A 20903-nucleotide genomic window follows, 5' to 3' on the forward strand; every position below is an offset into this window, starting at 1 on the left:
GCGATCACCCCATCATTCCGCGCCGGATCAGGTTCAGACCGCCGATCAGCAAGACAACCAGCGTTGCACTGCGAAAGGCCGTCTGGTCGATCCGGTCCTGGATCGCAAAACCGATTGCCATGCCCAAAAGCGCCGTCGGGATCAGCGCCATGGAGAGCGGCAGGGTCTCGGCCCGCAACACGCCCGAGGTCAGATGCCCGGCAACGAGCGTCAGCGATCCAAGGCCATAGATCACACCCTGGATACGGATCTGGTCCCGTTTTTGGGTATCAAGCGCCGTCAGCATCGCCACGGTGGGCGGCCCCCAGACCCCCGAAACCCCGCCCATGAAGCCGGTAACTCCGCCAATGGCCGCCTGCACCTTCGGCCCCGGATGACCTGGCAGACGGGGCTGCACCCCAAATAGCTGCAACGCCACGAACAAGGTGATCAACAGGCCAATGCCCAATAGCAGAGCTGCGCCGGGGACCAGGGGGACAAGCTGCGCACTGAGCATCATCACGATGAACCCCGCCGCGAGGAAAGCCTTGAACTTGCGGACCGTATCGAGTGCCGCGCCCACACCTTGCCGCAATGCCTGCCAGCCGTTCGTGACCAGGGTGGGCAGGATCATCCCCGCCAGGGCAACCTCGGCACTTACCACCGACCCCAGGCCCGACATCAGCACCGTCGGCAGCGCAAACCCAACCACGCCCTTGATCACGCCCGCCAGGAAGCTGATGAGAAACGCAAAAACCAGGATCCCCGGAGAGGCGATGCCGAAAAACATGTCCATACGTCCTTTTAACAGCTTGACGCATCGCCGCACTGCAATATTTCCTAGCGTAATTTTGCGTCAAAATGCAGCATCAAAAGGTATTAATGTTGCGCTGCACCTGCAAAATGGCTAGGAAAGGCGACGGTTGAGAAGGGATATGATTCATGGCGCATGACGGACAGGATATCACGATGGCGGAACCGGTAATTCTCGATGATCTGCTGGCATTGACGGGCGCTGCCGCGGCACCGGCGGAGGCCGTGCTTGCCACCGCGACGGACAAGCTGCGCGCAGAGGTCAGCCGCGATGGCCGCGTCTCGGGCGCTGCGATCGAAGAACATCAATGCGCGGCGCATGGCCTGGCCTGGCTGGCCACCTATGTCGAATCCCTGCGCCAGATGCAGAACTGGGCCACCCGGCTGAACGAGCAAGGCAGTTTTGGCGAGGTCGAACAGCTGATCCACCAGATCGCCTTTGGCGAATACCTCTGGCAGATCTACGGCGGCATCCAGATGAACCAGGGGGAAATCATCCGCCTTCAGGATATCGGCCTCGATCAGGACGACATGCGCGCTCTGATGGAACCGGCGGTGATGACGCTGACGCAGAATGGCAATACGCAGGCTGCGCGGATGCGCCTTGTCGCGTTGATGCAGGAGCAGTCGGCCAACATCACGGTGGGTGCCAGTGGCCTCGACGAAGAGCTTGAGATGATCCGCGAGCAGTTCCGACGCTTTGCCATCGACAAGGTCGAGCCGCATGCCCATGACTGGCACCTCAAGGATGAACTCATCCCGATGGAGATCATCGAGGAATTGGCGGAAATGGGCGTCTTTGGCCTGACCATCCCCGAAGAGCATGGCGGTTTTGGCCTCTCCAAGGCGTCGATGGTAGTGGTCTCCGAAGAACTCAGCCGCGGCTATATCGGCGTGGGCTCCCTCGGCACCCGGAGTGAAATCGCTGCGGAGCTGATCCTCTGCGGTGGCACCGACGCGCAGAAGGCCCATTGGCTCCCGAAACTCTCCAGCGCCGAAATCCTGCCCACGGCGGTCTTTACCGAACCCAACACCGGCTCCGACCTCGGCAGCTTGCGCACTCGGGCGGTCAAGGACGGCGATGATTACCGCATCACCGGCAACAAGACTTGGATCACCCACGCGGCGCGGACCCATGTCATGACCCTGCTGGCCCGCACCGATCCGGATAGCAAGGATCACCGCGGCCTCAGCATGTTCCTTGCCGAAAAGACCCCCGGCACCGATGAGCACCCCTTCCCGACCGATGGCATGTCCGGCGGCGAGATCGAGGTTCTGGGGTATCGCGGGATGAAGGAATACGAACTCGGCTTCGACAATTTCCACGTCAAGGGCGAGAACCTGTTGGGAGGAGAAGAAGGCAAGGGTTTCAAACAGCTCATGGAGACGTTCGAATCCGCCCGTATCCAGACCGCAGCCCGGGCGATCGGGGTCGCGCAATCGGCGCTTGATGTGTCGATGCAATATGCCATTGACCGCAAGCAGTTCGGCAAATCCTTGATCGACTTCCCGCGCGTGGCCAGCAAATTGGCGATGATGGCGGTCGAGATCATGGTCGCCCGCCAACTGACCTATTTCAGCGCCTGGGAAAAGGATCACGGCCACCGCTGCGATCTCGAGGCCGGTATGGCCAAGCTGCTTGGCGCGCGGGTGGCCTGGGCTGCTGCAGACAATGGATTGCAGATCCATGGCGGCAACGGATTCGCGATGGAGTACAAGATCAGCCGCATCCTCTGCGACGCCCGTATCCTGAACATCTTCGAAGGCGCAGCAGAGATCCAGGCGCAGGTCATCACCCGCCGCCTCTTGGGCTAACCTTCTGTTTCAAAAACTATTCCCTGGCTCCGATTGAAAGTTCAACCGGGGTCAGGTCATCGACAGCGCCCTGCAACACGTCCCCGGACTGCACCGGACCCACACCCGCAGGCGTACCGGTATAGATCAGATCACCGGGCCGCAGGTGATAGAAGCCCGAAAGATGTGCGATGATCTCGGGCACCGACCAAACCATATCGGACAATCGCGCAGCTTGAACCGTTTCGCCATTGCGCATCAACTTGATGGATTGCGCGTCGATCTCACCGAAATCCGCGGCCGGGCTGAGCGACGCAAGGATCGCTGAATTCTCGAAATCCTTGCCTAGATCCCAGGGGCGGCGCTTGTCCTTAGCCGCACCTTGCAGGTCGCGCCGTGTCAGGTCGATGCCGCAGCCATAGCCCCAGACCGCCGCCATCGCATCGCCCTTCGTGACCCTGAAAGCGGGCTGGCCAACAGCCACGACGAATTCCATCTCGTAATGACAATCCTGCGTGCCCGGCGGGTAGGCTATCGTGCTGCCGGAGGCACAGAGGGCATGGGCGGATTTGGTGAAGTAAAACGGCGCTTCGCGATCCACCTCGTTGCCCATTTCCGCCGCATGGGCCGCGTAATTGCGCCCGACGCAGAAGATACGCCGCACCGGAAACCCGCTTGTGCTGCCCGCGATTGCGGCCACGGACAGATCAGGCGCGGCAAAGATCAGATCATTTGGCATGGGACCCCCGTCTCGAATGATACCCGCCCGTTATGCGGTGCCGATGATTGCCTGTCAAAACGGGTTCGCGCCCTTGTGGCCAATCCGCACGATTTCCCCTAGACCGGCCTCATGAGTTTTGAGCGATATGCCATTTACCTTCTGCCGGACACGGGGGCGCTGGCCGATTTCGGGGCTGCCTGGCTGGGATGGGACGCGCGCACCGGAGAGGCCGCCGCGCCGCCATCCCTTCCTGATCTGCCCATGCCATTGAACGAAATCACCGCAAGGCCGCGCAAATACGGCTTTCACGGCACGATCAAACCACCCTTCAGGCTGGCCCCGGGGCAGACCGAGGCGGAACTCCAAACGGCGCTCAGGGACTTCGCGGCACATCAAACGGCGGTGAGCCTTGAGGGGGTGGAACTTGCGCAGCTTGGCCGTTTTCTGGCGCTCGTCCCGGTGGGCGACACCTCTGGGTTGGCGGCGCTGGCTGCAGACGCCGTTCGCCAGTTTGACAGGTTCCGCGCGCACCTGGATGACGCCGAACTGGCGCGGCGGCGCCAAAGCCGGTTGACCCCGCAGCAGGACGCGCTGCTGGAGAAATGGGGGTATCCCTATATCATGGAGGCCTTCCGCTTTCATCTTACCCTGACAGGCAAACTGCCCAAGGCCAAGGCAACGGCGCTGAAAGACCTTCTAGCGCCTGTTCTGACGCCGATGCTGCCAGCGCCATTCACCATCGAATCGCTAAGCTTGATGGGCGAAGGCAGCGATGGCATGTTCCGCGAAATCGAACGGGTGCCGCTGACGGGGATGCAATAGGCGGGCGAATTCGCGCTTGCGGCATCTCGTACGCTTGCGACCCGCCGGGCGCAGGCTTATGCACCCCTCATGGCCCAGATAACAGCAAAACGACTGACGCAATCCGATTGGCTCGCCGCCGGAATGACCGCGATGGTCGAGGCGGGTCCCGACATGCTCAAGGCCGAACCACTGGCGCGCAGGCTGGGGACGACAAAGGGGTCGTTTTACTGGCATTTTGCCGATGTTCCCGCGTTTCACGCCGCGCTCCTGACGGCCTGGGAAACCCAGGCCACGGGCGAGGCCGTGGCGGCAATTGCCAGCGAAGAGACCCCGGTGGCCAAGCTCAGGCATTTGGCGCAGATCATCGCCGACGCGGGCGCGGAGACGGCAGCGGATCCATCCATCCGGGCCTGGGCGCGCGGATCAAAGATGGCCGCACAGGCGGTGGCGCGGGTGGACGCAAAGCGGCTCGCCTTCATGCAGGAACTTCTGTCGGAACTCGATATCGACAACCCGGAAATGGCACGCATTGTCTATGGCGCGAGCATCGGCATGGCGGCCCTCGGGCAACCCACGCCGGGCGACAATGGCCGCGCGATCGGCTCGCTCGTCGATCTCATCCTGGCGTTGAGGTAGCGATGCGGCGGGGCGTCCTTCTTGCACTAGCTTGCCTGGCACTTGCCGCCTGCCGGGACGAAACCGTGGCGGGCTATGGCGCCTTGGGGGCCACCTGGCAACTCACCGAGCTCGACGGTGCGCCCTTCGCCGCCAAAGCCACTTTGCAGTTCGACCAGGAGGGTCAGATCACTGGCGACGCCCCCTGCAACCGCTATTTCGGCAAACAATCGGCCCCCTACCCCTGGTTTTCAGCTGAAAACATTGGCGCCACCCGGCGCGCCTGCCCCGCATTGGAGCAGGAAACCAAGTATCTCAGCGCCCTAGCGGAAATGACCTTGTCAGAGGTTTCCGGCGATACGTTGATCCTGAGCAATGATGCAGGCCGCGAGATGGTGTTCAAGGCAGCGGAATAGTCCCGGCTATTCGATGGACGCCCCCTCCGCCCCCGCGTAACATCCTCGTAGTTTGGGCGGGAGGGGCCATACATGAAGTTTCACCGGTTATTCGCGGACAAAGACGGCGAGAGCCATTGGCAAAGCGTCGAGGTTGCGCTTGCGCCGCGGGTCTTTGCCCCACCTGCACAGGATATCGAGATTTCGGAGCCGGAACCCGCCACGCAGATGATGTTCCTGAGGCTGCGTGCCGGCTGGGATGAGCCGATCCACCCGACGCCCGTGCGCCAGAAACTCGTGTGCATTGCGGGCCGGGTCGAGGTCACTGCGAGCGATGGCGAGATGCGAGAAATCGCACGTGGCGACGTCTGGCACATGGAGGACCGGACCGGCAAGGGCCACCATACGCGGGTCACCAGTGACGAGGATTTCGAGGCGGTGATCATCCAGTTCGACTGAACTTGCGGCCTGTCTAACCCGCCGATTTGCGGAAGCGGTCGACAAACCGCTGCCGCGCCTCGGGAAGAGGCTTGTTGCCAAGCTCAGCCGCGAGTTGATGACGCAGGAAATATCCAGTAACCTCAAAGCCTTGCGCAATTTCCGCATCCGGCGCAGGGCCATGCCCCATGAGGCAGGCGGGCAAGGGCAGCAGCCGATCCGCCCATTCCCCGGCCCCCGCCCGCGACACCGCCCGCCCGGTGCGGGGCGAGACAAAACTCAGGTCGTTCGCCGCACTTCCCATCACCGCGCAGGTCGAAAGATCAAGGCCAAAGCCCAATTCATCCAGCAGGGCCAACTCCCATTGCAGATAGGCCAGCGGCCAGACATCCGCCTGCCCCAGAAGGTCCAGCAATGCCTCGGTCCGGGCATAAAGCGGCGTGTGCGCCTCGCGTTCCGGCAGGGCAAAAAGCAGCAGCGACGTGACCGCGTTCAGTCCCGCCAGCGACAGCCGGTCGCCCATCGACGCCGCCGCGCGCGAGCGCAATAATTCTGGTTGAAACGTGCCCAGGTGATCTTCGAGCCGCGCCCGCCAGGCCAGGTCAAGCTGCGCCCCCGGTTGCAACACCGGCGCCAGCTTGCGCGAGGTCCCACCACGGACCACCCCGGCGTGACGCCCGCGCGAGGGGGTAAAGACCTCGATGATGGCCGAGGTCTCGCCATGTGTCCGGCTGGACAGCAATATGCCCTGGTCGCGCCACTCCATTCCCGGTCCTTGCCTGCGGTTGAACAGCCATTGAACATCACCTGCCCGCCGCTGCCAAGGGGGCCTTATTAGGCCGGGCCGCCAAAGCCCGGTGTGCCCGCATCCTCGGGGTGTTTCGCCAGATGTTTGCGCTTTATGGTCTCGGAGGTGTCGCGCGATCCGTCATGGCTCCACCCTGGCGGAGCAACCGCATACATCAGCCGCTCACGCCAGCTCAGGCCCGGTTGCCGCAGATCGTGGAAAATGCCAACCCATTCATGGAACGCCACGCGGATGGGGTTGAACGTGCCGAGGTTGCGCACCAGCCCGTAATCGACCTTTTCGCTTTCCAGTTCCGGAACGAAGGTGCCGAAGATCTTATCCCAGATGATGAAAACGCCCGCATAGTTGGCATCCAGATAGCGCGGGTTACGGCCATGATGGACGCGGTGGTGGCTGGGCGTGTTCATCACCGCCTCGAACCAGCGGGGCATCCGGCCGATCGCCTCGGTATGTATCCAGAATTGATAGATCAGGTTCAACCCGCCGCAGAAGAGCACCATCGCCGGGTGAAACCCCAGAAGGATGAGTGGCGCGCGCACGATCATCATGAAGGTGAACGTGCCGGTCCAGGTCTGCCGGAGCGCCGTTGTGAGGTTGTAATGCTGGCTCGAATGGTGATTGACATGACTGGCCCAGACCCACCGGATGCGGTGGCCGAAGCGGTGCACCCAGTAATACCGCAGGTCGTCGAGCACGAAACACAGAAGCACCACCCAAACCGACGTCCCAAGATCAAGCGGCGTGATCGCCCAGAGCGTCATGAAGAACCCGTAGGCGATGAAACCCAGCAGGACGGAGGACGCCACATTGCCCGCCCCCATGACCAGCGATGTCAGCGCATCGCGCGTCTCGTACCGCCCGCCGCGCCCCTTGATGACGATCCAGGCGAGTTCGATCAGGATGGCCGCGATGAAGAACGGAACTGCCCAATGGGTCACCTCGGGGTAGGTCAAGAGGTCCGTCATTTGCAAAACTCCGTCTGGTTCAGCCAGCGTGGCACTTCATCGTCGGCCAGCGTCAGGTGGATGCGTGGGGCGGCGTAGTCCGGCATGGTGATGCGCACCCCGGTATCGGTCCGGTCGATCTGCGCACCGCTGAGGTGTCTTGCCGTCGTGTCCGCCCCCATGGCCCAAACGACGCCCTCACCATCCGCCAGTTCGATCAGCGCGGCACTGTTGTTCCGGCACAGCGTGATCCGGCGCGGCACGTCATCGGGGAACTCGCGCAGCCAGGCTATGCGCGCGCTGGCCTCGGTCTCGAAGCCGGCGGTCCGCGACAGGCCAAGCAGGTGCAAAAGCACCGCGATCCCCGCGATCCCGAATATCACCAGCGGCAGCAGAATGGTGAGCGGCATGTTCCCTCCAACCCCGGGAGTTTAGCCACTCCGGTCACCCGATTGTCAAAGATTGCGTTGCGTCACCTGCCCGCGATATGCGTACGGTCAACGGCTCTGTGTCGCCGGGTCTCGCGTTCAGGCGCGGCCCGCATCCGCCGAAAGCGCCAGGGGGTTGATACCCAGCTTGGACAAGGCGGCCTCCCACTTTTCGATATCCGCGGTCGAGAACACCAGATCGCTATCCGCATCACAGGTGAGCCAGCCGTTCTGGGCAATCTCGCCCTCAAGCTGGCCGGGCCCCCATCCGGCATATCCAAGCGCCATGACCACACGCTCGGGGCCGCGGCCATCAGCCATGTCTTCGAGAATATCGAGCGTCGCAGTCATCGCGAATTCGTCGTTCACATCCATCGTGGAAATCGCCGAGTGATAGCCATGTTCATGCAGCACGAAGCCGCGGCCATGTTCGACCGGCCCACCGAAATGCACAGGCATGTCGCGGGCATCTGCACCGATGTCGATCGACAATTGCTCAAGCAAATCCCGCAACCTTAGGTCTTCTGTCGGCTTGTTGACCACGATTCCCATGGCGCCCTCGTTGGAATGAGCGCACATGAACACAACCGAATGGGCAAATCGCGGATCAAGCATGCCGGGCATGGCAATGAGCAGCTTTCCGGTCAGTTCAATGTCTTCTGTCAATAATTGGCTCCTGCGGGGTCTTGCATCCCATCCGCCTCCCAAAAAGAATGGGCATTCAACAACCCTAGTGCAAGCGTGTGATGGCTGTCACACACAAATTTCTCGCTGGAAAGTGAGTTGGCATTTCAACGCTTATCGCCCATGTGGAGGTCATGAAGAACTTTCTGCCTGGCATCTTTTTCGCCGTTTCGGCCCTGCTCTCTACTCCGGCTTTTGCGCAGCAGGGTGGGGACATCCTTGATGCGCGCATCCTGACCGGATGGCAGCGTGCGGATGGCAAACACGTGTCCGCGCTGCATATCGAGCTCAATGACGGGTGGAAAACCTATTGGCGCGCGCCCGGTGATGCAGGCATCCCACCGCATTTCGATTGGTCCGCGTCGCGCAACCTGTCCAATGTCGCGATCAACTGGCCGACCCCGAAACGCATCATGCAGGGCAGCGTGCAGACCATCGGGTATGAAAACACGCTTACCCTGCCGCTTACCCTGACCCCAACCCGGGCGGGCAAACCCATCACGCTCAGCGGAGAAGTCACGATTGGCGTCTGCAAGGACGTGTGTGTGCCGCTCACGCTGAAACTGTCCGAAAAACTCCCGATGGGACAGGCAAAGCGCGATCCCCGCATCGTCGCGGCCTTGGCCGACCGGCCCTATACCGCGGCCGAGTTCAAGGTAGGGCGGGTATCCTGCCGCCTCTCACCGATGACCGACGGGCTGCATCTGCGCGCAGAGATTGATCTGCCCCGCACCGGCGGGCGCGAATTGGCCATCATCGAAACCGGCAACCCGATGGTATGGGTGGCCCAGACCAAAACCCGGCGCGAGGGTGGACGGCTGATTGCCGAAACCGAACTCTACCACGTGGAGGGACGCAGTTTTGCCGTGGACCGCTCGGGCCTGCGCATCACCGTTCTGGGCAAGAAGCACACGGTCGATATTCAGGGTTGCTCCGCCGGGTGACCCCTGTGCGGGCGTAGCCCGATGGCCAGCAGCGCATAGAGAAGCAAAACCAGCACGGCGGAGCCTGAAACAAACAGGCAAAGCGCGGCCAGCATGGCAGGGAGCGCCGTCAGCGCCGGCCAGACCGCCAGCCAGAGGCCCGGGAGCGCGCCGCCAATGAGGGTCAGGCCCATTGTCGCGCCCAGCCACAGTACCACAGCCCCGACACCCGCCATCATCGCCATCTGCACCCGACGGTCGCGGAACCGCAGCCCCTGTCGCAAAGCGTCGAATTTCCGGCTGACGTCGCGCTGCATCGCCAAGAGGGCGGGGACGACCAGCAGGACCATGACCATGCCGAAGGCCAACCCGTAGACCAGCGTGATGACCGTCGGCTTGATGAACTGCGCCTGCTGCGAGCGTTCGAACAGAAGTGGCATCAAGCCCAGTACCGTGGTCAGCGTGGTCAACATGACCGGCCGCAACCTGTCCGCCGCCCCGTCGATGATTGACGGGATCAACCCGCGATCCTTGGCGTAATCGTCGATCGTCGTCACCAGGACAATCGAGTCGTTGATGATGATCCCCGTCATGCCCAGAAGGCCCACAACCGAGAACATGCTGAGCGGAACATCCCATTGGTAATGGCCATAAATCGTCCCAACGAGGCCGAACGGAATGATCGCCATGACGACCAGGGGACGGGTCCAGCTTGAGAAAACCCAGGCCAGCACCAGGTAGATCCCGGTCAGAGTCAGGGTCAGGCCAAGGCGCGCATCCTCGAGGAAATCGTCCTCTTGCTCGCTAAGGCCCGAAAGCTGCCATTCGACCTGTAGGTCAGTGGCAATCGCCGGCAGGATCTCGGTCTCGAGCGCCTGCATAACCGCGACGGCACGGGCCGGGTCATCCTCGGAGATATCGCCGGTTACGTTGATGAGCCGCACGCCGTTTTCCCGCCGCACGGTCGAGAACCCGTTGCGGCGTTCGACACTGACGATATCAGCAAGCGGCACATAGGTGCCATCCGGCGTACGCAGTTGCATCCGCTCCATGAAATCGGCGGTCAATTCGCCTTCGGGCAGTTCCACGCGGATCTCGGCGCTGCGCGGCCCGAGGGGATAGGTCGCGGCCTCGATCCCGTTCAAACGGTTGCGCAGCACCCGTCCCAGACCGTCGATGGTAAAGCCCAATGCGTTGCCCTGCGCGGTCAGCTCAAGGATCAGCTCTTCCTTGTCATAGGCAAGGTTATCCTCGACACCGGTCACCTCAGGGAAGCGCAACAAGGCTTCCTTGAGCCGTTCCGACGCTTCTTTCAGGTCATCTGCGGTAGCCCCGAAAAACTCGACATCCAGCGCATCCCCGCCCGGCCCCGAACGCCACCCCTTGAAGCTGACCGTTTCGACCAGCGGGTGGTGCTGCACCTTTTCCTGGAGCGCGGCGGCGAAGGCAAAACTGGAATAGGGGCGCAGATCGGCATCAATGAGTTCGATCGCAATCCCGCCCAGTTGATCGGGGTCCTTGGTGTCTGCACCTGTCAGGCCCCGGCCGGAATTACCCCCCACCTGCCCCAACACGAATTTCAACGGATTGGTGCCGTGGGTCGCCTCATATTCCGCACCAAGCTCTTCGGTCGCCCGCTGCATCTCGCGCATCATCGCCATCGTATCGGCCCGGGTAGCACTGGGCGCCATGGCGAAATTGCCGGTCACGCTGCCCCGTTCGGGCGCGTTGAAGAACCGCCACTTCACGTCACCCGAGATGAAGAGCACCATCTGACTGGCCAACACGACCAATACCAGCGCAAAGACCGGATAACGCGCCCAGACCACACCCGCCATGAAGGGCCGGAAAAGACGCTCCCGCACCCAGACAAAACCGGCATTCACCGTCCGGCTGGGCCAGTCATACCAGTTGTGGTCGCCCGATTTGCGCAGGGCATGGGCCATATGGTTGGGCAGGATCAGGAAACATTCCATCAGGCTGGCCAACAGGACCGCGATCACCGTGAAGGGAATGTCCACGATCAGGTCACCAAAGCGCCCGCTCACTGCCGTCAAACCGAAAAAGGCGATGAGCGTGGTCAGTGTCGCGGCAAAGACCGGCAGCGCCATGCGCCGTGCCGCGCGTTCCGCTGCCACCACCGGTGCCTCGCCATATTTGCGCACCCGCGCATCAGCATGTTCACCCACGACGATGGCATCATCGACCACGATCCCAAGCGTGATGATAAGCGCGAAGAGCGAGATCATGTTGATCGTCAACCCACCGACATACATCAACGCAATAGCGGCCAGCATCGCCACCGGAATGCCCGCCGCCACCCAGAAGGCCGTGCGCGCGTTGAGGAAGAGGAACAAGAGCCCGACTACAAGTGCCAGACCGGTCAACCCGTTTTCCATAAGCATGTTGAGACGGCTCGATATCCGCTCGGAGCGGGTGCGGATGAGCTTGACCTCGACCCCTTCGGGCAGGGATTCGGCCATCTCGCGGGTCACCTCCTCGACCCGGCTCTGGATCTCGATCGCGTCCCCACGGGCGGAGCGGTCTACCCGGATCGACATGGCGGGGTCCTCGCCGACGAAATAACTGCGTTTCTGCGCGATACCCTCAACCCGCACGGTCGCCACGTCGCCCACTGTCAGTTTCGAGCCATCCGGGTTGGAGCGCAGGACAATTGCCGCCAACTGCTCAGGGTCGCGTTTCTCGATACCGGTCCGGACCCGCGTATTGGCCCCGGTCACATCGCCCGCCGGGTCGGCATCGACCTCACCGGCGACCGCCGCAGCGATTTCCGCAAAACTGACGTCATAGGCGATGAGATTGGCCGAGGGCACTTCGATGATCGTCTCGGGTGCCGAAACCCCACGGACCGTCGTGCGTGTTACGCCCGCGTCAAACAATCGAACCACCAATTCATCGGCCAGCAAACCCAACTGATCCGTGCCAACCGGCCCGGTGATGACCAGATCGGTCACCCGATCCCGCCAGGCCCCCCGCCGCACTTCGGGCTCCTCAATATCTTCAGGCAGCGTGGTCGTCAGATCGACGGCTGTCTGCACATCATCCGCGGCGCGCGCCATGTCCCAGCCGGATTCGAACTCCAGTTTGAAGTTGGCATTGCCTTCGCGGCTGGTCGTCTCAGTGCTCGTCACACCTTCGACCGCCAGCAGCGCCGGTTCGAGCACCTGTACCACCGCCGCATCCACGTCCTCGGCCCCGGCGCCTTCCCATTCCACCGTCACCCGCACATTGTCGATGATCACGTCAGGAAAGAACTGCGCCCGCATCCGCGGCAAGGCAGCAAGGCCCAGCACGATCAGCACGACCAGAAGCAGGTTCGCCGCCGTCTTGTGCCGGGTGAAATAGGAGAGCAGCCCGCCGGCAGCCTGGGGGATGCCACGGGCCATGGGTCAGCCGCCCATGCGGCCTTCCAGCCGCTTGACCATCCGCGCGGGCACACTGGGTTCGGACAATTGGCCGAGGATCTGGTTCTTGACCGCCTCGGACATGTCCGTGCTGCCCTCGACAAAGGCCACCAACCGGGCGCGGCGGTCCGCGCTCAGCTCCAGCATTTCGTTCGCCCCCTGCGCATCATCGGCATCCTGGCGCAGCGGACGCACCTTGATCCCGGCACCCAGAAGCGGTGAGCGTTGGCTGACGATTTCGCGCCCTTCCAGATCGTCACCGCGCACCAGGATATCGTCCCCCTGCCGCCGGAGCAGTCGAACCGCGATCGCCTCAAGCCGATCCGCGCCTACCAGCGCCAGCACCTTGCCATCCGGCCCGAGCGAAGACGCAGGCAACCGGACGACGTTGTCCAAAGGCGGCTCTTCGATGGTCACGGTCACGAAATCACCGGGCTTCATGCCGGTCGCGTTGGTGAGCCGCGCAAAGATCAGGCGACCGGTCTGCCCCTCGCCCACAATCGCGCTGTCGCGGCTTATGATCCCTTCGGCCTGCAAATCGATGCCGAACACGTCCAAGGTGACGGTCACCGGCGCACGGAGCAGCAGGCCCTCCTCGTTCAGCAGGCGAAGATATTGCGGCGTGGAGACCCGAAATGCGACCTCCAACTTGTTGCCATCGACCAGCTTGGCCAGTTGTTCATTTGCCGCGACAAGACCGCCTTCGACCACCGACACCTCGCTCAACGTTCCGGCGAAACCGGCGGTGATGCGGGTATCGTTAAGGTGACGTTGCGCTTCGGCCTGGGCAATCTCGGCCCGCGCCAGTCGGGTCGCGGCCTGATCGACGCGCGCCTCCGCCTGGGCCAATGCCTGGCGGCTACCGAGGACCGCCTGGCGCGCCTGTGCCGCTGACAATTCCGCGTTTTCGACCGCCGCTGCCGTGCCGACGCCGCGCTCTTCAAGATCCAGTTGACGGCGGAAGGCCCGCGCCCGCAACTCGGCCTGATCCTCCGCAGCCACCAACTCGTCCTGCGCCAGAACAAGTGCGCGCGCCGCCTCGCTTTCCTCGTCACGCGCATCGAGCAAATCGCTTGCCGCGCGGTCGAGCGCCGATTGCGCATCCGCCGGATCAACCCGTACCAGCAACTGCCCGGCGGCCACCTGCCCGCCCTCGACAAAATCCTCGGCCAGTTCGACCAGCGTTCCACCCCATTTCGAGCGGATTTCAAGCGTCCGGCGGCTTTCGACCTCGCCGAAGGCTTTCAGAACCGGTGTAATGGTCTCCACCACCGCGGTTTCCACATTGACCGCGAAAACCCGTTCACGCCGCTCCGGCACCTCACTTTCGCTGGCGATCCGTTCCTGTACCGCGGCAAAGATGGCGTATCCCGCATAGGTCAGAAGACCCAGTGTCAGAGACAGCAGGAACAATCCGGTCAGGCTATGACGCAAAAACCGCATGAACTTCAAACCCTTGCTAGGTACCAAAGGGGTACCGGGCTAATGTAAACCTACCATGAGAAATGCCAAGTCTTTAGGGTTTTACGCACCGAATTGTCATTTCCGGCGCTGATGTTCGTCCAGCCGTGGCATGATTTCCACAAAATTGCAGGGCCTGTGGCGATAATCGAGCTGATAGGCCAGGATTTCATCCCACGCATCCTTGCAGGCGCCCGGGCTGCCCGGTAGCGCAAACAAATAGGTGCCCCCGGCCACGCCGCCGGTCGCGCGCGACTGGACCGCGGATGTACCGATCTTCTGCATGCTGACGATGGTGAAAACCGTACCGAAAGCGTCGATTTCCTTTTCGTAGACGTCCCGATGCGCCTCGACCGTGACATCGCGGCCCGTCAGCCCTGTGCCGCCCGTGGAGATCACCGCATCCACCCCTTCATCAGCAACCCAGGCACGTAATTGAGTGGCAATTTCGGCCCGTTCATCGCGGATGATCTTGCGGTCGGCCAAGATGTGCCCCGCAGCCGCAATCCGGTCCACCAGGACCTGCCCCGACCTGTCATCCGCGATCTCACGGCTATCGCTGACGGTCAGAACGGCGATCCGAACGGGGATGAACTCCTTGCTGTCGTCAATCCGTGACATGGCTCAGGCCCTTTCCAACACTGCCAGCCTTGCGGCCAAAGCGGTAAATATACCGGCACTGACCCACCCCAGGCCACGGGCAAATCGCGGGCCGGTCAGCCGTTGCCCCAGTGTCCCAGCGAAGACGCCAACACCGCCGTTGATGACCATCCCGCCCACGGCCAGCACAAGCCCGAAGATCAAGAACTGTCCCAGGATGCTGCCCTGCGCGGGGTCGACAAATTGCGGCACAAAGGCCAGCACGAAGAGGATCACCTTGGGGTTCATCAGGTTGACGATCATCCCGTCCATGAACGCCTTGCGCATCCCGGTCGCCTGCACCTTTGCGCCACGTACCGGCCCGGCCCGCAACGCGCCCCAAGCCAGGTAGAGCAGGTAAGCCACGCCAAGCCAACGGATCACATCGAAGAGCCACGGCATCGCCGCCACTGCAGCACCTAGGCCCAGCCCGGCCAGCAAGACATGCACCATGCCGCCCGTCGAAATGCCCGCACTGGCCGCAATCGCCGCCTTTGGTCCCGACCTGAGGCCCAGACCGAGGCAGAACATCATGTCCGCGCCGGGGCTGAGGTTCAGCGCCAGACCCGCGGGAATGAAGGCCATCAATGTCCAGAATTCCACCATGTCACACCTCAAACCAATTGGCGGTCGGACCCAGGTTGACGACCTTCGTCCGCCCGATCTGCCCGCTCTTGCCCCAGCTATCGTGGATATGACCGCAAACCGCCAGAGCCGGCTGAATGCGTTCAATCGCCTCAAGGATCGCCGTTGATCCGACCGAGATGCCGCCCGAGGTCAAATCGGCAATCCCCCTGGGCGGTGAATGCAGGATCAGGATATCCGCGGCCTCGCACCGCGCCAACATCTCCGCCGCGTAGGCTTCGGTCAGATCGCAGGACCAGGCACCAAACGGTGTCGGCGGCACCCCATAGCCCAACCCGAAAAGCTGCAAGCCCCCGATCTCGACGCCACTGCCATGCAATACCGTCGTGCCCGCATGGGCGGCCTCCTGCAATTCCTCGGCACTTTCGGCATTGCCCGGCACCACTACCATGGGTGCCGTGATGCCCGACAGCAGGTTCATCGCCTCGGGCAGTCCCTCGCGGATGTTGCAGAAATCCCCTGCCCCGATCACCAGATCGGCTTCGGCACTGGCCTCAACCAGCACCTCCGCCCGGCGGCGCGAATGATGCAGGTCGGAAAACGCGAGAATTTTCATGTTGCGCCTCTTAGTCGCGCTTGCAGCTCCAGCAGGTCGGCCCAGGCCTCGCGCTTGGCACCCGGGCTGCGCAGCAGGTAGGCGGGGTGGAACATCGGCAGACAGGGTGTGCCATAGGCCTCGGTCCAGGTGCCGCGCAACTTGGTGATACCGCGCCGGCCCAGCCCCGCCTGGCAAGAGATATTGCCCATCAAAACAACCACCTGCGGTTTGACCAGCGCCACGTGCCGTTCGACAAAGGGCAGGAGCATGGCGATCTCTTCCGGTTTCGGATCACGGTTCTGCGGCGGGCGCCAGGGCAGCACGTTTGTGATATAGACCGCACGTTCCGCATCCTCAGCCTTGCGGTCCATGTCGATCGCCGCCAGCATCTTGTCCAATAGCTGCCCGGCCCGGCCCACGAAAGGCCGCCCCTCACGATCCTCATCCCGGCCCGGTGCCTCGCCAATAATCATCACCCGCGCTGCCGGGTTACCATCGGCAAAGACGAGGTTCCGCGCCCCGCGCTTCAACTCGCAATGCTCAAATGCCGCCATCGCCGCGCGGAGCGCTTCCAGATCACCAGCCGCCTGCGCCAAGGCCCGCGCGTCGGCCACGGCATCCACCTTGGCCGCCTTCGGGGCCGTCACGGGCGCCTGCGTCACGACGGGCTTTTCGGCCTTTTCCGGCACCTCGTAGCGGTTGACCGGCAGGTCGCCAATCGCCTCGGTCGCCCCGAGTTCGATCTGCCAGTCCAGCAGTGCTTTCGCGTGATGATAGTCGGACGCCGATTCCATAGCCGCAAACCTATCCGTCCCTCGCCACAGGGAAAAGCGGTCATTGCAAAACGTCCGCTTGCCCCACGCCCGGACCCTCTCTATAAGCGAGCAGATTTCAGATCGGAGCGGCGGATGAGCTATTCACAATCCCACCTTCTGGGGATCGAACCCCTCTCGCCCACCGATATTACCGCCATCCTCGATCTGGCCGATCAATATGTCGATCTGAACCGCCGGGACATCAAGCATTCCGATGCGCTGGCGGGCCTGACGCAGATCAACATGTTCTTTGAAAACTCCACCCGGACACAGGCGAGTTTCGAGCTTGCCGGGAAACGGCTCGGGGCGGATGTCATGTCGATGGCGATGCAGGCCAGTTCGATCAAGAAGGGCGAGACACTCATTGACACGGCGCTTACGCTGAACGCGATGCACCCCGATCTTCTGGTCGTGCGCCACCCGCATTCCGGGGCGGTGGACCTCCTGGCGCAGAAGGTCAATTGCGCCGTGCTGAACGCAGGTGACGGGCGGCATGAACACCCGACGCAGGCGCTTTTGGATGCGCTGACGATCCGCCGCGCCAAGGGCCGGTTGCACCGCCTGTCCATCGCGATCTGCGGCGATATTGCACATTCCCGCGTGGCGCGTTCCAACATCCTTTTGCTCGGCAAGATGGAAAACCGCGTGCGCCTCGTCGGCCCGCCCACATTGATGCCAAGCCAGATCGGCCAATTCGGTGTCGAAGTCTACGAGGACATGCGCGAAGGGCTGCGCGATGTGGACGTGGTGATGATGCTGCGGCTGCAACGCGAACGGATGGATGGCGGGTTCATCCCCTCCGAGCGAGAATATTATCACCGCTACGGGCTCGATGCCGAAAAGCTGAGCTATGCCAAGGAGGATGCCATCGTCATGCACCCCGGCCCCATGAACCGGGGCGTCGAGATCGACGGCGAGATTGCCGACGACATCAACCGCAGCGTCATCCAGGAACAGGTCGAGATGGGCGTGGCCGTCCGCATGGCCGCAATGGACCTGCTGGCACGCAACCTTCGGGCAAAGCCGGCGGAGGTCATGGCATGAGTACCAGGATCGAGATCAGCGCAAGCGAAACCGGGACGGTGCGAGTCTTTGCCGCCGACCTGAATAAGGATCAGATCGACGGTTTTGACGTGGCCGCGGCACTTGGCGCCGATACCCTTGATCCGGAACAGATCGAATTTTTCGATATGGCCGACCTGCAAGGCCTTGGCCTGACCGGGTTTCTGGAAGAGGGTCACGGCATCCCCGCCGAGCAGTTGCACGACATGAAGCCGCAATTGGAGGCGCTGAAAGGCGTCGTGCTCATCGTCCCTTCCCGCGCGCTTGGCGGTGAGAAACAGGTTTTGACGCCATCTGCCCCCCTGCGCCTGATCGGCACATTCTACGAGGATCGCCCCCCGGTCAGCTTTGAAAAACTGCCTTCGGAGGCAGCGCAGGGCAATGTGAACACCGACACGAAACCCGGTCCCTCGAACGCCGCCATGTCCGGACGGGTCGCGATGATCGCGTTGCTGGTACTGGCCGCGCTGGTGGCGGTGATGATCTGGATTGCAGGATAACAATCGCCATGAAGACCCATTTCACCAACGCCCGGCTGATCGACCCGGAAAACGGCACGGACCGCATCGGCGCGTTGCGGGTCGAAGACGGGGTTATCAAAAGCGTCGTATATGACGACGCACCCACCGACGATGCCGAAACGGTCGATTGCGGCGGGAAATGCCTGGCACCCGGGATCGTTGATATCGGTGTCAAGGTTTGCGAGCCCGGTGAGCGGCACAAGGAAAGCTATAAATCCGCGGGATTGGCGGCGGCGGCGGGCGGGATCACCACGATGGTCACCCGCCCCGATACCCTGCCCGCCACGGACAGTCCCGAGACGCTGGAATTCGTGGCCCGGCGCGCGAATGAGGCGGCACCGGTCAACGTCCTGCCCATGGCGGCGCTCACCAAGGGCCGTGCGGGGCGGGAGATGACCGAGATTGGGTTCTTGCTGGACGCAGGCGCGGTGGCCTTCACCGATTGCGATCACGTGGTGACGGATACCAAGGTGTTCAGCCGGGCGCTCACCTACGCCCGCTCCCTGGGCGCCTTGGTCATCGCCCATCCGCAGGAACCAACGCTCAGCGCCGGGGCAGCCGCCACCAGCGGCAAATTTGCCTCCCTGCGCGGTCTTCCCGCCGTTTCGCCCATGGCTGAACGCATGGGGCTTGACCGTGACATCGCGCTCTTGGAGATGACCGGCGCGCGTTACCACGCCGATCAGATCACCACCGCCCGCGCCCTGCCTGCTCTGGAACGGGCCAAGAAAAACGGGCTCGACATCACCGCAGGCACATCAATCCATCACCTGACGCTAAACGAATTGGACGTGGCGGACTACCGCACCTTCTTCAAGGTCAAACCGCCGCTCAGGTCCGAAGATGACCGGCAGGCGGTGATCGCCGCCCTGCGCGACGGGCTGATCGACACGATCAGCTCGATGCACACCCCGCAGGACGAAGAAAGCAAACGCCTACCTTTCGAAGAGGCTGCAAGCGGTGCGGTGGCATTGGAAACCTTCCTGCCTGCGGCACTCCGGCTCTACCATGCGAGCGATCTCGACCTGCCGACACTTTTCCGCGCGATGGCCCTCAACCCGGCGAAACGGCTGGGCCTCGCATCGGGCCGGCTGGCCCCGGGCGCGCCTGCCGATCTGATCCTGTTTGACGCGGATGCGCCCTTTGTCCTCGACCGCTGGAAACTCAATTCCAAATCCAAGAACACACCGTTTGACGGCGCGCGGATGCAGGGTAAGGTCAAGGCCACTTATGTCGCTGGCCAGTGCGTGTTCGAGGCTTCCTGATGCCCCCCTTTGATACCTCTCCTTTGATGCTGATCCTGTGGGCCGTCGTTGGATACGGGATCGGCTCCGTGGCGTTTGGCCTGTTGGTCGCGCGCATGATGAACCTGGGCAATCTGCGCGAAATCGGCTCGGGCAATATCGGTGCGACCAACGTGCTGCGCACCGGGAGCAAGAAAGCCGCCGCGCTCACCCTGCTCTTCGATGGTGGCAAGGGTGCAGTGGCGGTCCTGCTGGCGCGCCTGATCTCGGGCGAAGACGCCGCGCAGGTCGCGGGCCTGATGGCCTTCATCGGTCATTGCTTCCCGATCTGGCTGGGGTTCAAGGGCGGCAAGGGTGTCGCGACCTTCCTTGGCATCCTACTGGCCCTGATCTGGCCCGTGGGCATCGCCTGCTGCCTGACATGGCTGGTTGTCGCCGCGATCTCGCGAATCTCGTCCATGGCCGCGATCGCCGCAGCGGCATCCTCGACGATCTGGATGCTCTTTCTGGGGGATGGTTCCACATTCCTGCTGGGCGTGATCCTGACGCTTCTTGTGTTCCTGCGCCATGCCGCCAATATCCGGCGCCTCAAGGCGGGAACCGAGCCAAAAATCGGGCAGAAGTGACCGACACTTTCCTGCAAGCCTTCGACGCGCTGCCGCTTGGCACCTTTACCGGCATCTCGAACGGCCGCCGATACATCGTCACCAGACAGGACTTCTCTGACGGCAACAGTCAGAAACTTGTTGCCGAAGAACTGGGCGGGGCCGACTACATCAGCCTCAACCTCTATCGTCTGACTTCGGGCAGTCGCCTGAAACCCTGCGAGATGCCCGAAGAAAAAGTTGTGGAATTCGTTCTGTCCCTCAAACCCGAGTGAACCCGAAGGCTCACTACTTGAGGCTGGACATCCGCTCCAAGGCTTCTGCAGTGCGTTTGGTATTGTCGTGAATACCAAGGAAAAGGTACATCATCCCCGCGGTGACGACCACATAGAATCCACCAAATATCAGGATACCAAGCCCGGCGAAAAATCCGCCCCCCGTCGTCATTGTCACCAGTGCAGAAATCACCACACCAACACACATCACCACCACAAGGATGGTGATCAGAATCTCAAAAGACCCAATAAAAAAGCTACGCAATGTTTATCCTCCGAAGCGTGTTAAGCACCTGAAACTCTGCGATAGTTTGCGATCCCATGCAA

The 20903-nt window shown here is 62.4% G+C and carries 24 protein-coding genes; 11 read left to right on the forward strand and 13 right to left on the reverse strand.

The annotated features are described in order from the left end of the window. Positions 1-4 precede the first annotated feature (4 nt). On the reverse strand, positions 5-769 hold the full coding sequence (locus tag RBB29_RS02910; RefSeq protein WP_371931405.1) for a TSUP family transporter: 765 nt from the start codon (positions 767-769) through the stop codon (positions 5-7). A gap of 152 nt (positions 770-921) precedes the next feature. Here RBB29_RS02910 and RBB29_RS02915 point away from each other — a divergent pair, with 152 nt between their 5' ends. Further along, the gene (locus RBB29_RS02915) at positions 922-2607 is read left to right on the forward strand and encodes an acyl-CoA dehydrogenase family protein (RefSeq protein WP_306112676.1); all 1686 of its coding nucleotides are present in this window, start codon (positions 922-924) and stop codon (positions 2605-2607) included. 16 nt (positions 2608-2623) lie between these two features. On the opposite strand, the gene RBB29_RS02920 is transcribed toward RBB29_RS02915, so the two are convergent. Next, complete coding sequence (locus RBB29_RS02920) at positions 2624-3325, reverse strand: fumarylacetoacetate hydrolase family protein (protein WP_306112677.1); 702 nt, start codon at positions 3323-3325, stop codon at positions 2624-2626. Positions 3326-3436: 111 nt separating this feature from the next. On the opposite strand from RBB29_RS02920, the gene RBB29_RS02925 reads away from it, so the two are divergent. The 4 genes from RBB29_RS02925 (at position 3437) to RBB29_RS02940 (ending at position 5580) form a co-directional block, all read left to right on the forward strand. Then, the gene (locus tag RBB29_RS02925; protein ID WP_306112678.1) at positions 3437-4129 is read left to right on the forward strand and encodes a DUF1045 domain-containing protein; all 693 of its coding nucleotides are present in this window, start codon (positions 3437-3439) and stop codon (positions 4127-4129) included. Positions 4130-4198: 69 nt separating this feature from the next. Then, a complete protein-coding gene (locus RBB29_RS02930; RefSeq protein ID WP_306112679.1) occupies positions 4199-4747 on the forward strand; it encodes a TetR/AcrR family transcriptional regulator in 549 nt (182 codons plus the stop codon). 2 nt (positions 4748-4749) lie between these two features. Next, positions 4750-5142, forward strand: a complete 393-nt coding sequence (locus RBB29_RS02935; RefSeq protein ID WP_306112680.1) for an META domain-containing protein — start codon at positions 4750-4752, stop codon at positions 5140-5142. Positions 5143-5214: 72 nt separating this feature from the next. Continuing rightward, positions 5215-5580: a cupin gene (locus tag RBB29_RS02940; RefSeq protein ID WP_306112681.1), complete on the forward strand. Its 366-nt coding sequence runs from the start codon at positions 5215-5217 to the stop codon at positions 5578-5580. 13 nt (positions 5581-5593) lie between these two features. On the opposite strand, the gene recO is transcribed toward RBB29_RS02940, so the two are convergent. The 4 genes from recO to RBB29_RS02960 form a co-directional block, all read right to left on the reverse strand. Then, the gene (recO, locus tag RBB29_RS02945) at positions 5594-6325 is read right to left on the reverse strand and encodes a DNA repair protein RecO (RefSeq protein WP_306112682.1); all 732 of its coding nucleotides are present in this window, start codon (positions 6323-6325) and stop codon (positions 5594-5596) included. 68 nt (positions 6326-6393) lie between these two features. Beyond that, positions 6394-7332: a sterol desaturase family protein gene (locus tag RBB29_RS02950; RefSeq protein ID WP_306112683.1), complete on the reverse strand. Its 939-nt coding sequence runs from the start codon at positions 7330-7332 to the stop codon at positions 6394-6396. After that, positions 7329-7721 carry a hypothetical protein gene (locus RBB29_RS02955; protein WP_306112684.1) on the reverse strand — a complete coding sequence of 131 codons (393 nt, stop codon included), beginning with the start codon at positions 7719-7721 and terminating at the stop codon, positions 7329-7331. Before RBB29_RS02955 ends, RBB29_RS02950 begins: the two co-directional genes overlap by 4 nt. Positions 7722-7838: 117 nt before the next feature. After that, positions 7839-8405: a YqgE/AlgH family protein gene (locus RBB29_RS02960; protein WP_306112685.1), complete on the reverse strand. Its 567-nt coding sequence runs from the start codon at positions 8403-8405 to the stop codon at positions 7839-7841. A 152-nt stretch (positions 8406-8557) separates the two neighbouring features. Between RBB29_RS02960 and RBB29_RS02965 the strand changes: the two genes are divergently transcribed. Next, positions 8558-9367, forward strand: a complete 810-nt coding sequence (locus RBB29_RS02965) for a protein-disulfide reductase DsbD domain-containing protein (RefSeq protein WP_306112686.1) — start codon at positions 8558-8560, stop codon at positions 9365-9367. On the opposite strand, the gene RBB29_RS02970 is transcribed toward RBB29_RS02965, so the two are convergent. The 6 genes from RBB29_RS02970 to RBB29_RS02995 form a co-directional block, all read right to left on the reverse strand. Next, complete coding sequence (locus RBB29_RS02970; protein WP_306112687.1) at positions 9346-12753, reverse strand: efflux RND transporter permease subunit; 3408 nt, start codon at positions 12751-12753, stop codon at positions 9346-9348. The two genes, RBB29_RS02965 and RBB29_RS02970, sit on opposite strands and share 22 nt — an antisense overlap. Before the next feature lie 3 nt (positions 12754-12756). Further along, positions 12757-14214, reverse strand: a complete 1458-nt coding sequence (locus tag RBB29_RS02975; protein ID WP_306112688.1) for an efflux RND transporter periplasmic adaptor subunit — start codon at positions 14212-14214, stop codon at positions 12757-12759. A 96-nt stretch (positions 14215-14310) separates the two neighbouring features. Further along, positions 14311-14853 carry a molybdenum cofactor biosynthesis protein B gene (moaB, locus tag RBB29_RS02980; RefSeq protein WP_306112689.1) on the reverse strand — a complete coding sequence of 181 codons (543 nt, stop codon included), beginning with the start codon at positions 14851-14853 and terminating at the stop codon, positions 14311-14313. A gap of 3 nt (positions 14854-14856) precedes the next feature. Further along, positions 14857-15477, reverse strand: a complete 621-nt coding sequence (locus tag RBB29_RS02985; RefSeq protein WP_306112690.1) for a LysE family translocator — start codon at positions 15475-15477, stop codon at positions 14857-14859. A gap of 1 nt (position 15478) precedes the next feature. Next, positions 15479-16072 carry a metallophosphoesterase family protein gene (locus RBB29_RS02990; protein WP_306112691.1) on the reverse strand — a complete coding sequence of 198 codons (594 nt, stop codon included), beginning with the start codon at positions 16070-16072 and terminating at the stop codon, positions 15479-15481. Beyond that, positions 16069-16848 (reverse strand): uracil-DNA glycosylase family protein, encoded by a 780-nt coding sequence (locus RBB29_RS02995; protein WP_306112692.1) that lies wholly within the window; start codon positions 16846-16848, stop codon positions 16069-16071. The genes RBB29_RS02990 and RBB29_RS02995 overlap by 4 nt, the downstream gene beginning before the upstream one ends. 114 nt (positions 16849-16962) lie before the next feature. On the opposite strand from RBB29_RS02995, the gene RBB29_RS03000 reads away from it, so the two are divergent. The 5 genes from RBB29_RS03000 to RBB29_RS03020 are packed head-to-tail and all read left to right on the forward strand — an operon-like array spanning position 16963 to position 20576. Continuing rightward, complete coding sequence (locus tag RBB29_RS03000; protein ID WP_306112693.1) at positions 16963-17913, forward strand: aspartate carbamoyltransferase catalytic subunit; 951 nt, start codon at positions 16963-16965, stop codon at positions 17911-17913. Then, the gene (locus RBB29_RS03005; RefSeq protein WP_306112694.1) at positions 17910-18431 is read left to right on the forward strand and encodes a hypothetical protein; all 522 of its coding nucleotides are present in this window, start codon (positions 17910-17912) and stop codon (positions 18429-18431) included. Before RBB29_RS03000 ends, RBB29_RS03005 begins: the two co-directional genes overlap by 4 nt. 8 nt (positions 18432-18439) lie before the next feature. Beyond that, on the forward strand, positions 18440-19717 hold the full coding sequence (gene pyrC / locus RBB29_RS03010; protein ID WP_306112695.1) for a dihydroorotase: 1278 nt from the start codon (positions 18440-18442) through the stop codon (positions 19715-19717). Next, positions 19717-20322: a glycerol-3-phosphate 1-O-acyltransferase PlsY gene (gene plsY / locus RBB29_RS03015; RefSeq protein ID WP_306112696.1), complete on the forward strand. Its 606-nt coding sequence runs from the start codon at positions 19717-19719 to the stop codon at positions 20320-20322. The genes pyrC and plsY overlap by 1 nt, the downstream gene beginning before the upstream one ends. Then, complete coding sequence (locus tag RBB29_RS03020; protein ID WP_306112697.1) at positions 20319-20576, forward strand: hypothetical protein; 258 nt, start codon at positions 20319-20321, stop codon at positions 20574-20576. The genes plsY and RBB29_RS03020 overlap by 4 nt, the downstream gene beginning before the upstream one ends. Before the next feature lie 13 nt (positions 20577-20589). On the opposite strand, the gene RBB29_RS03025 is transcribed toward RBB29_RS03020, so the two are convergent. After that, the gene (locus RBB29_RS03025; RefSeq protein ID WP_306112698.1) at positions 20590-20841 is read right to left on the reverse strand and encodes a hypothetical protein; all 252 of its coding nucleotides are present in this window, start codon (positions 20839-20841) and stop codon (positions 20590-20592) included. Positions 20842-20903: the final 62 nt, after the last annotated feature.

The organism is Roseovarius sp. MMSF_3359, assembly GCF_030733385.1.
Lineage (GTDB): Bacteria > Pseudomonadota > Alphaproteobacteria > Rhodobacterales > Rhodobacteraceae > Roseovarius.